The organism is Gordonia oryzae (genome assembly GCF_003797185.1).
Lineage (GTDB): Bacteria > Actinomycetota > Actinomycetes > Mycobacteriales > Mycobacteriaceae > Gordonia > Gordonia oryzae.
Window position 1 is genome coordinate 108,950 of record NZ_RKMH01000002.1, and the last position, 13,384, is coordinate 122,333.

Annotated in this window: 14 protein-coding genes; 4 read left to right on the forward strand and 10 right to left on the reverse strand. The window is 64.5% G+C overall.

What is annotated here, in order from left to right; translation table 11 throughout:
• Positions 1 to 131 precede the first annotated feature (131 nt).
• The 4 genes from EF294_RS02475 to EF294_RS02490 form a co-directional block, all read right to left on the reverse strand.
• On the reverse strand, positions 132 to 599 hold the full coding sequence (locus tag EF294_RS02475; RefSeq protein ID WP_123925427.1) for a hypothetical protein: 468 nt from the start codon (positions 597 to 599) through the stop codon (positions 132 to 134).
• Positions 596 to 2,353, reverse strand: a complete 1,758-nt coding sequence (locus EF294_RS02480) for a hypothetical protein (RefSeq protein ID WP_123925428.1) — start codon at positions 2,351 to 2,353, stop codon at positions 596 to 598. The genes EF294_RS02475 and EF294_RS02480 overlap by 4 nt, the downstream gene beginning before the upstream one ends.
• A gap of 95 nt (positions 2,354 to 2,448) precedes the next feature.
• The gene (locus EF294_RS02485) at positions 2,449 to 2,853 is read right to left on the reverse strand and encodes a hypothetical protein (protein ID WP_123925429.1); all 405 of its coding nucleotides are present in this window, start codon (positions 2,851 to 2,853) and stop codon (positions 2,449 to 2,451) included.
• A 38-nt stretch (positions 2,854 to 2,891) separates the two neighbouring features.
• Positions 2,892 to 3,503, reverse strand: a complete 612-nt coding sequence (locus EF294_RS02490) for a hypothetical protein (RefSeq protein ID WP_123925430.1) — start codon at positions 3,501 to 3,503, stop codon at positions 2,892 to 2,894.
• 140 nt (positions 3,504 to 3,643) lie between these two features.
• On the opposite strand from EF294_RS02490, the gene EF294_RS02495 reads away from it, so the two are divergent.
• A complete protein-coding gene (locus EF294_RS02495) occupies positions 3,644 to 4,051 on the forward strand; it encodes a variant leucine-rich repeat-containing protein (RefSeq protein ID WP_123925431.1) in 408 nt (135 codons plus the stop codon).
• 484 nt (positions 4,052 to 4,535) lie between these two features.
• Here EF294_RS02495 and menE read toward each other — a convergent pair whose 3' ends face one another.
• From menE to EF294_RS02520, 5 genes are all read right to left on the reverse strand, one after another.
• Positions 4,536 to 5,690: an o-succinylbenzoate--CoA ligase gene (gene menE, locus EF294_RS02500; protein WP_123925432.1), complete on the reverse strand. Its 1,155-nt coding sequence runs from the start codon at positions 5,688 to 5,690 to the stop codon at positions 4,536 to 4,538.
• On the reverse strand, positions 5,687 to 6,037 hold the full coding sequence (locus EF294_RS02505) for a DUF3349 domain-containing protein (RefSeq protein WP_123925433.1): 351 nt from the start codon (positions 6,035 to 6,037) through the stop codon (positions 5,687 to 5,689). The genes menE and EF294_RS02505 overlap by 4 nt, the downstream gene beginning before the upstream one ends.
• Positions 6,038 to 6,205: 168 nt before the next feature.
• A complete protein-coding gene (locus EF294_RS02510; RefSeq protein WP_123925434.1) occupies positions 6,206 to 6,514 on the reverse strand; it encodes a DUF3349 domain-containing protein in 309 nt (102 codons plus the stop codon).
• A gap of 37 nt (positions 6,515 to 6,551) precedes the next feature.
• A complete protein-coding gene (locus EF294_RS02515) occupies positions 6,552 to 6,836 on the reverse strand; it encodes a hypothetical protein (RefSeq protein WP_123925435.1) in 285 nt (94 codons plus the stop codon).
• Between the two features lie 23 nt (positions 6,837 to 6,859).
• A complete protein-coding gene (locus tag EF294_RS02520) occupies positions 6,860 to 8,080 on the reverse strand; it encodes an inorganic phosphate transporter (RefSeq protein ID WP_246007634.1) in 1,221 nt (406 codons plus the stop codon).
• Positions 8,081 to 8,294: 214 nt separating this feature from the next.
• Here EF294_RS02520 and EF294_RS02525 point away from each other — a divergent pair, with 214 nt between their 5' ends.
• The 3 genes from EF294_RS02525 (at position 8,295) to EF294_RS02535 (ending at position 12,216) form a co-directional block, all read left to right on the forward strand.
• Positions 8,295 to 9,359, forward strand: a complete 1,065-nt coding sequence (locus EF294_RS02525; RefSeq protein WP_123925436.1) for an LLM class F420-dependent oxidoreductase — start codon at positions 8,295 to 8,297, stop codon at positions 9,357 to 9,359.
• Positions 9,360 to 9,969: 610 nt separating this feature from the next.
• On the forward strand, positions 9,970 to 11,154 hold the full coding sequence (locus tag EF294_RS02530; RefSeq protein ID WP_123925437.1) for an EAL domain-containing protein: 1,185 nt from the start codon (positions 9,970 to 9,972) through the stop codon (positions 11,152 to 11,154).
• A gap of 255 nt (positions 11,155 to 11,409) precedes the next feature.
• Positions 11,410 to 12,216 (forward strand): hypothetical protein, encoded by an 807-nt coding sequence (locus EF294_RS02535; RefSeq protein ID WP_123925438.1) that lies wholly within the window; start codon positions 11,410 to 11,412, stop codon positions 12,214 to 12,216.
• Here EF294_RS02535 and EF294_RS02540 read toward each other — a convergent pair.
• Positions 12,175 to 13,323: a ThiF family adenylyltransferase gene (locus tag EF294_RS02540; protein WP_123925439.1), complete on the reverse strand. Its 1,149-nt coding sequence runs from the start codon at positions 13,321 to 13,323 to the stop codon at positions 12,175 to 12,177. The genes EF294_RS02535 and EF294_RS02540 overlap by 42 nt on opposite strands.
• Positions 13,324 to 13,384: the final 61 nt, after the last annotated feature.

The window sequence follows — 13,384 nt, forward strand, 5'->3', positions numbered from 1 at the left end:
CGCTCGTGTCGAAGCCTGATCAAGTCGCAGACGTCGACGGATGTGGGCCGAGAACGTAGTAGTAGGTGCGCGCGGGTCATGGGTATCGATCCACCTGTAGATGAACTGTCCGGGTTCGGTTGCGAGGCTGCTCAGTAGCCGCACGCCCGACCAATGTTGAGCGTCGCTCCGTAGAAATCCCGCGGATAGGTGTAGCCCCTGGTCGCCACGAGCTCGAGTTGCGGTGCATCCGACTGAACTCCGGAATCGGGATAGTTCCGCGCGAGTGCTGCCAGATTCCGCAGCGCCCCGGGGATCGGGCCGGGAGTGCCGTCGGCTTCCACGGTGACCGACCTTGCGCGGCCGTATGCGGCACACAACGTTGAGATCGAAGGCGGCGTGGCTGCCTCGGGATTGGCAGGGCCGCGCTCCGGCGCGAGTTTGATGCCCGGCCCAAGCGCTGGTGTCGTGGCTACCTCCGAGCTGACCTCAACGCGAGCGCCATCGCGGTCGGCGATGCCCAATGCAACGAGAGCTCCTGCAAGAACGGCTATTCCGATGACCGCGACGGCGAGAACCAACCAGCCCGCGCGGCGTCGTTGGGGTTGAGGTGCGGTCATCGCCGTGGTCCTGCGTAGGGCGAGCCGTCATGGTGCTGCGGTGCCTTGTTGCGCAAGGCGATCAGCTCAATGATGTAGGCGATCCATGCTGTAGTGGCGTACATGGCCGAAACTGCAGTCAGGTGGAAAGCGGTGTATGTGGTGCTGAGCTCGACGAACCGCTCGGGTGACTGATTGCCGAGCTCGCCGAGCTGTTGATTCAAATGGGCGATGATCAGCGCGCACAAGAATCCACTGACGACGGCGAGCCAGGCCGTGGCGCGCGCTCGACGATGACCGAGGAGCCACGCCGCAAGCAGCGCGGACACGGTGACGAGATCTGTCACGAACAGGTAGGGTCCGGCATCCGCGGCGTTGAGTGACTGCGCGGTGATCGCTTGGCCGACGACTCCGCCTATTTGGGCGAGTATTGCCAGCATTGCCAAGAACCGAACCCACGCTTGCGGTACCCAGATATCGCGGCGGGAACGTACGACGGCCATGACGGCGAGCACGTTCGGAACTGCCGTCAGGAACAACACCCCGAGAAGGAACAACCTCGCGTCGCCAGGAGAGAGGGAAGTGGCGAACCCGGTAGTTTCCGTCTGGACTTGGTCGTACACGTGGATCGCCGCAGTGGTGAGTGCCGGGTAGAGAATCAGTGCGGCGGTCGCCAACAATGATCCCCGTGGTGCCGGACGAGAATGCGCCACGCGTACCGGTGGTGTGGGCGATAGACCGTGTATCGGCGGCAGAGTCGGGGCCGCTATACCCGGGATCGTCGGTGGGTGAACGGGATTCGGACCAGAGATCACCGGGTACACAACGGGATGTCTCGGCCGGTGTGCCGGTGCCGGCTCCCGGCCGCTGAGCTTGGTGAAGTCGATGCTGCCCGCGAGGCTCAGAAGCGCCAGTCCCACTGGGGTACCGGCAAGTCCGACGTACAACAGCATCCACGATTGGGCAGAACCGTCGAGCGCACGGCCAAGCAAGATCGGCAACACAATGACGACCGCGACGGGCGCCGCGCCGAGTAGCTGATGCCCTCGCTGCACCCGGGCCATCCGAATGCTCTCGACGATGCACCCGCCAATCGGCATGCCGTAGTGGATGGCGAAATACGCCGACCAGCGCAGCGGCACGTACGCCACCGCGCCAGCGATTGTCGCAATGACCCCGACGACAACGAGAACCGTTGAACTCCCGCTGAATCCCCGTTGTTCCCACGCGATGCTGACGTCAGACAGCGACGAGTACGCATCGAGTACCAGGTACGCCACGGCAAACGGCCACATGACCGAGATGAACGAGCACACTGTGGCCACCGTCCACCCTTGTCGTGGAACGAACGATGCTGGCGTGAGCTGCTTTCCACTGACTTCGGCGAGCGAGGCGGAGATCAAGAGCGGGGTGAACGCCGTGATCAGGACGACGGCTGTGGCATACAGCCAGAGCGAGGAGATCCGCCCACCGACGGCATGAAAGCCATACAAACTGGCTAGACCGACGAGCAGGATCGCTCCGGCCGCGAAGATCCACACGTGCAATACGAGGAAGATCCGTCGAAGGGCGTCGGCGACGGAAGTGAGCCCGAGTGTCCCTTGCGGGCGCGGCGGACGCGCGAGGTTCCACCGCATCACCTGCGCGAGGTATGGGTCGACACTATGCCCGCCCGCCGTGGCCGGCATCCCCGCCTCCAGCAACGCGATGAAGATCAAGGTCAAGACAGCGAGCACGATTCCCGCAATGGGCGTCCAGACAATGCCGACGGCCACGGCCGAACCAAAGCCGAGGGGACCAGTGACGAGGACTGGAATACCGAGACCTCGTGGCGGTACTGCGTTGGGATGAGGAGTTGATTGGTAGGCCATCAGCATGCCACCCGAACGTCCTCGGTGTTGTTCCACCAGTCGTGATTCGATAACGATCCAGACGCTGCTGCCGCGCGGATGCTCCGAGCGTTCCGACGAATTCCGTCGTTCGGGTAGTGGCTCGCGACGTCAACGAAGTTTTGAACAGAGCGGAACCCCTCGGGACTGTTAGGGAAAGCCTGCTCGATGAAAAAGGAATCGGCTGCGTTGTAGGCCGCACACAACTCACTGTGGGTGGAGTCGCGACCGGTCAGCCCGGCACCGGTCGCCGTCGAGTCGCTGCGCGCAGCATCGACGATCGCGATCAGTGCCGCGGCAACAACGAGTCCGATCATCATCAACGGGATGGCCGGTACCCCGACCCGTCTGGCGGGAGGTCGGTCGGTGGTTGGACGATATGCCACGTCGCTCCGTTCGGTAAGGTGAGGCGAGCGCTCTCGCGCTACGCCTGAATGTTGCACACTTTCCACTTGCCGCTATCGCGGCGCACCACGGCCAGCAGCGGATGCCCGTCATCTGCGCCGTCGAGCCAGACCCAGATGTCGCCGACCCCCTTGAACTCCGAATAGAGGACGGTGGGGATGGGCGCTCGTTGCCTGATGTCGAGGACGGTGCTGTGTCTGAGGAGGTCCTCGTTGATCCCTAGTCCCGGACCGGAGTCGTCGGGGCTTGCGGGTACAGGCCCAGGTGCTGGTGGCGGATTGAATCGTTGGTAGATCGGGTCATCGGCGTGCGTGCCGCCGGTGTTGAGGATGATGTCGTGCGCGGTTGCGCACGTGGCGTTCAGCCCGGCGTCGCGGTTGCCTGAGCTGTAGGCGACGAAGTACGCAGTGGCGGCTTGCTCTGCGGCAGCCTCGCTGAAGCGCAGCGCCACGAACACCGTGGGAACAGCGCCGATGAGAAGCACCACGCTCAGCGTCGCGATCACCGGAACCCATCCGCTTCGAGGCCTGCGCTGGCGCATCCGCGGTGCGTGTGCGGTCATGGTCGACGGTAGCGGCTTGTAGAACGGGGGCGTGCTCGACGCCGGCCCTTCGTAACGCTCGCTGTCCATAGCGGTAAAGAGTAGGGCCGAATCGGGGAGTGCCATCGCCCCAGAAGCCCCCCGCACCCTTTTTCATCTCTTCGGGTTACAGACTCGATGCGCCGCGATGGCGTTACATGAGCCCACTGTTGACCGAAGGGACGATTTGTATGAGCACCGACCGCAATGCTCCGGCGTATATCCGGTCCACTCCGGAAGCCGCGGCCCTCGCGCGTGACCCGCACACACCAGACTTCGTGCTGGCTCAGATCGCTTTGCACACACCGGAACTTCGACCAGTGATCCAGCAGAATCCCGCGACGCGAACCGAACTGTCGCAGTGGATATCGAAGCGCTCAGCAGCAGAGTCTGGCACCGCGCGAGCCAGTCAGCAGGGCCGACCCAAGGGGGTTCTTGCCCTGATTGTTTCAGGCATCTCGCTCTTGGTCGCGATCGCTGCACTCACCATCTTCGTGATCTGGGAGTGGCCGATACCGGCCGGGACCACTGGTGTCGTGAGTGTAGCCATCGCGCTTCTCGCCGCGGCTGTCGCGAAGGGCAAATTCAGGACGGCCTGATGACGCGGACTGTAGCCGCGATGGGCAGTCCGGATCTGAAGCCGTTTGGCCAGCAGCTCGAACAAGCCATCCGATCATCCCGCCCCGCATGGCGATCGAGACGTGCCGCACCAGGAGATGCGCCGCGGACCAGCGTGCCCTGATGCGTTCGGATGTCGCGCATCCATCGCCCTTTGAGGTGAACCGTTCTCGCTTCGGTGGACACTCGGGTGAGCCCGGTAGTCACTGAAGGGATGTGATTGATGGGTTTGACGTGGTGGTGGTTCACGGCCAAGAACAAGGCTGAGGCACTACAAACGGTGGTGTGCGATTCTGACGATTCGATTGCGTCGGTCGCCCAGAATCTCGGTCTTCATGAAATGACATGGGGCGCATGGGTGAAGAAGGCGCCGCGCGGTGGCGTCTCGTACGTGATTGGCCATAGGTTCGCTGTGACACGCAGTGCTCTCGTGGGTGGTCTGTCGCAGTACGAGGCGAGCGATGCCTACCCGAATCGGTGCCGTAGGGTCCTGCGGTCAACCTTACCCGGGCCGCGCGTGGGCAACTCCGCCACGACGATCACTTCGCGCGGTGCGGCGTAGCGATCGAGCCGATCGGTGACCGTGTCCCGAAGTCGTTGTGCGTCCACCGAATCCGACTCAGACTCCACCACGACGGCCACTACCTTCTCGCCGAGACGCTCGTCGGGCAGCCCGATCACGGCGCATTCGGCGACGGCGGGGTCTTCGATGATGATGGCCTCGACGACCTGCGGGAGGATCGTGAGCCCGCCGGAGGAGATGGCCTCGTCGGCGCGGCCGATGATCCGCAGGACGCCGTCGTCGACACGTCCGAGGTCGTCGGTGCGGAAGGTGCCCGGCCTGGCGAAGGCCGGGTGGTCGGGGAGTAGGCGATAGCCGTGCGCGACCATCTCTCCGGTGAGTTCGACGCGCCCGATGCCCTCGGCACTCGACCCGTGCAGGGTGATCTTCATGCCGTGCAAAGGAGTACCGTCATAGACGCAACCGCCCGCGGTCTCACTCATCCCATAGGTGCGCACGATCGGGATGCCTGCGTCGATCGCCTTGTGTAGCAACGGCTGTGGGGTGGCTGCGCCGCCGACGAGCAGGGCGTCGAGGTTTGTCAGTGCGGTCGTCGCGCGCGGCGAGTCGAGGACCTTGACAAGTTGAGTGGGTACCAGCGAGGTATAGCGGCGCGGACCGTCGAGATGATCGAGAGCGTCTGCGAGGGCGTCGGGATCGAAACCCTCCGACAGATCGAGCACGGCGGGGATGTGCCCGGCGGCCAACGCGCGCAACAGCACTTGTAAACCGGCGATGTGGTGCGGCGGCAGCGCGAGGAGCCAATTACCCTCGCCGCCGAGGCGGTCGGCGGTCGCGCGGGCCGAGGCGGCGAGGGTGGCGGGCGTGTGCTGTGAGCCCTTGGGGACGCCGGTGCTGCCGGAGGTTGCGACGATCAGCGAGACATCGTCGGCGACATCGGTCCCGATTCCGAAGGCGTCATGCAGGATTCGCGATTCACGATCGGACTCCGGGATGGGGGCGAAGGCCGCCGAGCCGTCGAGGATGGCGCGCAGGTCGTCGAGGTGGTCGAGGACTCGCGGACCAGACGGCAGGGGGAGGGGGCGCAGCGGTTTCAGTGCCGGTCCTCGTCGGTGCCGGTCGGGTCAGTGGGCGGAGTCAGTGGGGAGCCGTCGAAGGGGAAGCCGTGCTCCTCGAGGTACTGCTGCACGCGTGCGAGGTCGGTCTCGTGCGGTAGCTCCTGGGTGACCGCGGAGATCTTGACCCCGGCATCGATCTTCGAGATGGGTTCCGGTGGCGGGGCCGCCTCGTTGATCAATTCGGCCGAGACGTGCTCGACCTCGTCCTCGGAGAGTTGTCGTCGGAGGATCGCTAGGAGCGGGACGTAGTCGTGGTCGGGTACGCCCTGCGGGTATCCGGCGCGCAACCACGCGATGATCCTGGCGACCAGCGGTCGATCGGACATCACACACCCCCTTGTCGTCTGCGGGCCATTCCTTCGCCGATTGTAGGACGCAAGGTATTGGGCCGATGGATGGATATACAGCGAACAACCCGGCGCCTGGCGAGCAGGTCGTCCGGGTTGTTCGGCGCCACGCGCGCGCGCGTGAGGAACTCAGACCGGGTGCGGAACTCAGGCCGTTGCCGGTGAGGCGGCGAGCGGCCAACCGACTGCGGCCAGTCGAGAGGCCACCTGATTGATCTCGGTGTCGGTCGGCTGGGTTTCGGTGACCTCGAGGATCGCCCGCGTGATGCGCTCTGGTGTCACCGGGGAATCGGCGGCGCGATCCTTGGCCAGGACGAGCGCCACGTTGGTGACCTCCTCCTCGGTGAGGGTGCGCATCAGCAGGGCGAGTAACGGCGGGAAGTCGGTGGGCGGAACGCCATCCGGATATCCCTTGCGAATCCAGTTGACGGCCGAGTCGAACAGTGAGGAGGTCATGATCGCCTTTCGCGGTGTGGACGAGATGTCTGGAAGGTCAGCTGTAGGCCCAGGCGGGGAAGATCCGCCAGTCGAAGTAGTACGACAACGTCTGGCGGGTCACCCACAGCAGACCGACGATGATCGCGACGATGACGATGGCGAAGAACAGGTAGCCCAGTGCCTTCAGCGCCGGATTGGGCGCGCTGATGGTGCCGTCGGCTCCTGCGTCACCGGCCCCGGTCGAGTGCAGTCGCATGCCGATGGCGAAGAGGGCGGGCAGTCCGGCACCGAAGATCATGCCGATGACGAGAACTTTGAGGATGGCTTCGAGAATATCCATGAGTGCGAGGTCCTTCCCGGCCGTCAGGCGAGGGTGGCGGGCTTGTCGGCGGGTGCGTCGTCGGCCGGGATGATCGAGTTGGTGGACTCGTCCCATTCGGCGTTGACGTTGTTGGAGTCGACCTTGTTCTGCTGAGCGCGCCAGTACATGTAGCTTGAGGCGGCGAGCAGCAGCAGGAAGATAACGATCGCGCCGGTGACGTCGCCGAGAAGGTGTCCCAGCCCGTAGCAGACGGCGCCGACGATGCCGGCGGCCGGCAGCGTCGTGACCCAGGCGACCACCATGCGAGCGGCGACCGCCCATCGGACCTGGGCGCCCTTCTTGCCGACACCGGAACCGAGGATCGAGCCGGTGGCGACCTGAGTGGTCGACAGTGCCATACCCGCGGCGCTTGAGGTCAAGATGATCGCGGCCGAGGAGGCCTCCGCGGCCATACCTTGCGGTGAGGTGATCTCCACGAGTCCCTTACCCAGCGTGCGGATGATGCGCCAGCCACCAAGGTAGGTGCCCAGGGCGATCGCCGCGGCGCAACTGAACACGACCCAGATCGGCAGGCCGTGCTTGACCGAAGAGGCATCGAGGTGGTTGGTGGAGATCAGAGCGAGGGCGATGACACCCATTGTCTTCTGTGCGTCACCGGTGCCGTGGGCCAGCGAGACCAGCGAGGCGGTGACGATCTGGCCGGAACGGAACCCGCTTTCCTGGCGGGAGACAAGCACTTTCGCGGTGATCTTGAAGACCAGCCAGGTACCCACCGCGGCCACGGCGCACGCGATGAACGGCGATGCCAGCGCGGGGATGATGATCTTGGACAGCACACCGTGCCAATCGATACCGCTGGTTCCCATAGCCGCGATACCGGAGCCGATCAGTCCGCCGAACAGGGCGTGGCTCGAGCTCGACGGCAGACCGAAGAGCCAGGTGAACAAGTTCCATAGGATGCCGCCGATCAGGCCGGCGAAGATGATCAGCAGGGCTTCGTTGGCGCTGATGCCGCCGACGAGTCCGCCGGATTTGCTCTGTAGGTGTAGGACGTTTTTGGTGATGGTGGCAGCGACCTCGACGGAGAGGAACGCACCCACCAGGTTCAGTATCGCCGACAATCCAACGGCGACCTTGGGCTTGAGAGCGCCGGTGGCGATGGAGGTCGCCATGGCGTTGCCGGTGTCGTGGAATCCGTTGGTGAAGTCGAAGCCCAGTGCTGTGATGATCAGCAGCACGAGAATCAGCATCTCTCCGTTCATGGGCAATATCATGCGGTCCCAGGTGCCGATCCGCCTAAATTCCGCCCCCGCAGCCGTTGCGCAGATCGGCACCATGACCTGCATGTTTGCCCTTTTGGTCGGGTTGTTCATCTACTGTTCATCCAGCCGCACCCGCAGGTACACCGAGTCGGGCGCGAGCCAACGATTGCGGGCGCCGCTGCGGACGGGTCGTGGTGTGGAAGAATCCGGCCGTATGACATCGATGAAGCTGGGCATGCCGATCAACTACGCCGGCGACTTTCGCGAGACGATGGACAATCTCGCAGACTTCGAAAAGGCCGGGGTCGCCCGGGTTACCGTCCCCGAGGCGTACAGCTTCGACGCGGTCAGCCAGCTCGGCTACATCGCTGCCAAGACCGACAAGATGGAACTGCAGACCGGCATCCTGCCGATGTTCTCGCGTAGCCCGTCGAATCTCGCGATGACCGCCGCTGGAATGGATTACATCAGTGGCGGGCGGTTCATCCTGGGCATCGGGGCGTCGGGGCCGCAGGTGGTCGAGGGATTCCATGGCGTCAAATACGACTATCCCGTCGGCCGGGCACGCGAGAACGCCGAGATCTGCCGGATGATCTGGCGCCGGGAGAAGACCCAGTACCAGGGCCGTCACTACACCCTGCCGCTGACGAAGGACGATGGTGGCTCAGGGTTGGGCAAGGCGCTCAAAATCATCAATCACCCAGTACGTGATCGTATTCCGATGCTCCTGGCCGCGATCGGCCCGAAGAACACCGAGCTGGCCGCCGAACTATTCGAGGAGTTCCAGCCGTTCCTGTTCCACCCCGAGTACGTCGAGGCGGCCTTCGGTGAGCCTCTTGCGGCCGGCAAGGCCAAGCGCGATCCGTCGCTGGGCGAACTGGGAATTGTGGTGCAGGCGAGCGCACTGATCTCCGAGGATGCCGAGCAAATCGAGGTCGCGATGCAGCATGTGCGCAACCATGCCGCTCTCTACATCGGCGGCATGGGTGCGCGCGGCAAGAACTTCTACAACACCCTGGCGGTGCGCTACGGCTACGCCGACGAGGCCGCACTGATCCAGGATCTCTACCTGGACGGCAAGAAGGCCGAGGCTGCGGCCGCTGTGCCCGACGACCTGGTGCGGGCGATGAGCCTGATCGGTCCGCGCTCGCTGGTGGCCGAGCGCGTCGAGGCGTTCGCCAAGTCGGGGGTCACCGTCGTCCTGGCGGCGCCGTTGGCGCCGACGCACGCCGGGCGGGTGGCGACCATGGAAGGGTTGTCGGAGATCCTTGCGGGCTGAGTCCGGCTCGGAGCATGAAGATCGGGGAAGGCTCTACCACGCATTCGGTAGTGGTCGTGGTCATCTGAGCAGACGATTGTGGACAGGTCCTCGGAACTTTGATTGATGACGCGCCAACCCGTTGGCGATGGCCACCTGACCACGCGTATTGCGTTCGGGTGTGAACCGGTCACGATGATTCGTTTTCTCGAGCACCTAGGAATTTCGCTCTCTCGGGTTGGCCGATTCTGCGCGTGAAATCCGATTATCCACCCTGAGTTCATCAATGTAATATGGGCAAATACGTCGATAGGACAAGAGGGTATTGAGAGATGGACGGTGTCTCATCTCTGATTCGGAGCGAAGCCGCTGGCACACGCACCAACCTGGTGGTGGCTTTCACCCGATGCTGCGATCGCCGGGAGCCTGGCGGCCGCGCACTCGTTCGCCACGCCGGCGATCGGCGACTCGGCGTCATGGTCGGCTCCTGCATCTCCTGGGTCGTCGGGCTCGGTCCACACCGACTCTGCGGGGGTCGCGATTGTCGTCTGAGGATGGTGGCGGGCCCGTAGGGTGGAACCATGACGGCTAGCCGTTCGGGGGGCGGGGCACGGGCTCGCGGTGATGACACGTGACCGGGTTCGGCGTGGTTGTGGCGATTTCGGCGGACCCGTATCACCGGGTCGCGGTGGCGTACGGGCGAGATCGTTCGGTGGACATCGCCGAGGCGTTCGTCGATGAGGTTCTGGAGCGGACGGGGACGACCGCCGAGATCATTCGCCGCTCCGATCTCGAATGGCTTGCCTACTTGGACGAAACCGATGACGCCGCCGTGGAATTGCTGTATCAGCCGTGGAGTTACGGCTCGCACGCCGTCGATGTCGATGGCTCCGTATATCTCCTCGAGGTCGCCATGGGGATCGTGCGCGCAGCGGACTTTCCCCCCGCTGTCACCGAAGAGGAGATCATTGCCGCCGCGGATGCCGCCCTGTCGCGGGCGCTCGTCGACGGTCTCAGTGCGGTGATCGCCAATCCTTCTCTGACGCAATCGCTTCGGCGCGAAATCTCTGTGGCGAACGCACTCATCACGGCCGACGACGCCGACTTCCCGGTGTACTACCAGCCGATTGTCCGGCTCTCCGACGATGTCACGGTGGGCTGGGAGTCGCTGCTGCGCTGGACGAGTGCGGGCTCGATGCACAGTCCGGATGCCTTCATGCCGGTGGCCGAGGCGACCTCCCTGATCATCCCGATCGGCCGGCGTGCGATCCGTAGGGTATTCGCCGATCTCGCCGGGCGAATCGGTCGCATGGAGGGCGATGAGGCCTTCGTCTCGATCAATCTGTCCGCCAAGCAGTTGTGGGACGAGTCGCTTCCGGCGTATTTCGCCGAGCTCGGCGCCGAGTACGGGGTGGAGCCGAGGCGTGTGTGGATTGAGGTCTGTGAAATCGACGTCATCCGGCCCGCAGGAGCCGCTGCGCGCACGCTGTTCGCGCTACATGATCTCGGATGCACGATTTGTGTCGACGATCTCGGCTCGGGTTTCTCTGCATTGCGATATGTCCGGGACCTCCCGGTAGAAGTTCTCAAGATCGATCGAACCCTGGTGACTCCGTTGCCGGACAGCTCCGCAGACCGTGCTGTTGTGGATGCAATCTGCACGATGGCGAAAGCGGCCGGATTGCGTGTGGTCGCCGAAGGAATCGAAACCGAGGACGAACTCGACGAGGTGAACAAGCTCTCTTGCGATCTCGGTCAGGGATATCTTCTCGGCCGTCCTGCGGCAGCTGCCGACCTTTTCGGTCCGTCGCGCTGACGCTGTCAGGCGCCTCCGACCGACTCCTTAGGTGAAGCGAACAGTTCTCTGATTGCGGCCGTGCCCGTATTCTGGACAAATGGCGTTATCGCAGACGCCTCTTGTGAAACACGGGGAATTCACGGGATTCACGACACGATCTGTGATAGTCCATTTCCTGTTTCGCCGTCGCGGGACGGGAATTGTATTCACGATTTCCAACTACGTCGTTCAGCCACAGCGCCGTGTCGACCCTCTCGGAAAGGGGCACACCTCATGAACCCAGGTCTACGCACCACTGCCGCCCGTCATGACTCCGCCTGTCATGACTCCGCGATCCGCGGCATGGTGACGCCGAACTACACCCTTCGGGCGGCCACCCCGACCACGCACCTGGCGCTGTGGCGGGCGTATCTACAGGGTGCACAGAACGCCTACACCCGTTACGGATGTGCGGCCGCCCTGGACTACGAACGGGTGGTCGGGGGCGAGGAAACAGTGATGTTCTTCGTCGTCCTCGACAACTCGCAGCAGGTGGTGGGTGGGTTGCGGGTGCAGCCCCGCTTCGCCGCGGCGGCGCAGACGCATGCACTCGAGGAGTGGGCGGGTCAGCCCGGTCAGGTCAATCTGGTCAACGCCATCGAGGAACGCCTTGATGGCGGCATCGTCGAGGTCAAGACGGCCTGGACCGATGAGCGGTCACCCGTCGCCAAGGAGGTTGTCGGACAGCTCTCGCGCCTGGGGCTGCCGATCATGGAGATGTGTGGCGTCGAGCACATGATGGCCACGGCCGCCGACCACGTACTCATGCGCTGGACTTCCGGTGGCGGACGGGTCGACCCGAGCGTGCCCGCCACCCCGTTCCCGGACGAGCGCTACCGCACCCAGCTGATGTGGTGGGAGCGGGCCACGTTGGAATCTGCGACGACGCCGGAGGTCTGGGGCCGGATGAGCGAAGAGGCCGACCGGCTGGCCGCAATCTACCCGAACTCGCAGGCGTGGGGTGCCCGCCCTTCGGTGCGTCACCACGACCGATCGGCGTCAGCTCGTGCCGGCGCCCTCGCCCATAGCCTGCGCCGCTGAGGCGAATTCTGCCTGACCGAGTTCGTTCCATCCCTCGTGCGCCCCCGCGCTGGATCCGAGAAGGATCTCCTCGATGCCGAACCGATAGCGGCCGGACCGGACGGGCCGACCACAGACGATGTTGCGTGCAGCCGTTGCCACCAGCGCCCCGGCCATCGCGGCGGTCGACCCGAGTTGCGGCCACGAGGTGACGCTGCGTCCGAGCTGGCTTGCGGAGAACGCCATCCGAGGCGTGACTTCGTCACCGACGATGGCCAGTGCCATCCGGAGTCGTTGGGCGGGGTCGGCGGCGTCGCCGGCCGAGAAGCCCTCACCGCGGCCGTGGAAGATGGGATAGGCCTGGTCGAGGTCGTAGCGCTCGACGTCGAGGACGACGTTCTCGCCCATATCGGTGGCACTGAGTACCGGTACCCCGGCAGCACGGGCGCGTCGTCGCATGTCGATCTTCATCGCCACATCGTCGATCTCCTCGATGATCACCGAAGCCGGTAGTTCTTCGGTGGAACCCGCGAAGGCTGCCGAGCCCAGGAACCCCTCGGCCAGGTCGGGACGATAACCGTCGGGAAACGTCGTGATCTGCGTATACGGGTCCCCCTCGAGGATGCGCCTGCGCGCGAGTTCGACCTTGCTGACACCGAGATCGGTCACCGACCCGACGATGCGATTGAGGTTGGTGGGCGCGAGCTCGTCGGAGTCGGCGATCCGGAATCGGCGAGCCCCGGTCAGCGCGGCGGCGGTCAGCGCCGACGAACCGACGCTGAGACCGGCGACAACGATCACCGCGTCACCCCAGATCTGCTGCTCACGCCCGGTCAGCAGGTGTCGGTTGCGAGCGGTCTTGAGCCGCCGGTAGAGGTCGGCGTCGGGAAGCCGCACCAGCGTCGAGCGCCACGGGAAGAGTATGTAACGGCTGCGACGTTCGACGAGGTCGTCGTCGGCGATGTCGACGGGCTCAGGCGCCGACGTGTCCGGATCGACGTGGTCGAGCCGGTTGAGCACCGCGAGCTCGGGACCTGCGTGGGTCCACCCGTCGACAAACGAGATGGTCGGACAGGCGCGTAAGTCGGCGATGCGTTGTCGGTCGTCGATCGGATCGAGAATCTCCACACGGGCACCTTCGGAATCGGCCGGGGCGGATCCCCCGGACAGGTCATGCGGCTACGGACGG

Excerpts from the sequence above, each read along its gene's own strand:
- EF294_RS02475 (WP_123925427.1), bottom strand. The coding sequence starts at position 599 with ATGACCGCACCTCAACCCCAACGACGCCGCGCGGGCTGGTTGGTTCTC.
- EF294_RS02520 (WP_246007634.1), bottom strand. The coding sequence starts at position 8,080 with ATGAACGGAGAGATGCTGATTCTCGTGCTGCTGATCATCACAGCACTG.
- EF294_RS02505 (WP_123925433.1), bottom strand. The coding sequence starts at position 6,037 with ATGTCCGATCGACCGCTGGTCGCCAGGATCATCGCGTGGTTGCGCGCC.
- EF294_RS02495 (WP_123925431.1), top strand. The coding sequence starts at position 3,644 with ATGAGCACCGACCGCAATGCTCCGGCGTATATCCGGTCCACTCCGGAA.
- EF294_RS02525 (WP_123925436.1), top strand. The coding sequence starts at position 8,295 with ATGACATCGATGAAGCTGGGCATGCCGATCAACTACGCCGGCGACTTT.
- EF294_RS02535 (WP_123925438.1), top strand. The coding sequence starts at position 11,410 with ATGAACCCAGGTCTACGCACCACTGCCGCCCGTCATGACTCCGCCTGT.
- EF294_RS02510 (WP_123925434.1), bottom strand. The coding sequence starts at position 6,514 with ATGACCTCCTCACTGTTCGACTCGGCCGTCAACTGGATTCGCAAGGGA.
- EF294_RS02515 (WP_123925435.1), bottom strand. The coding sequence starts at position 6,836 with ATGGATATTCTCGAAGCCATCCTCAAAGTTCTCGTCATCGGCATGATC.
- EF294_RS02490 (WP_123925430.1), bottom strand. The coding sequence starts at position 3,503 with ATGGACAGCGAGCGTTACGAAGGGCCGGCGTCGAGCACGCCCCCGTTC.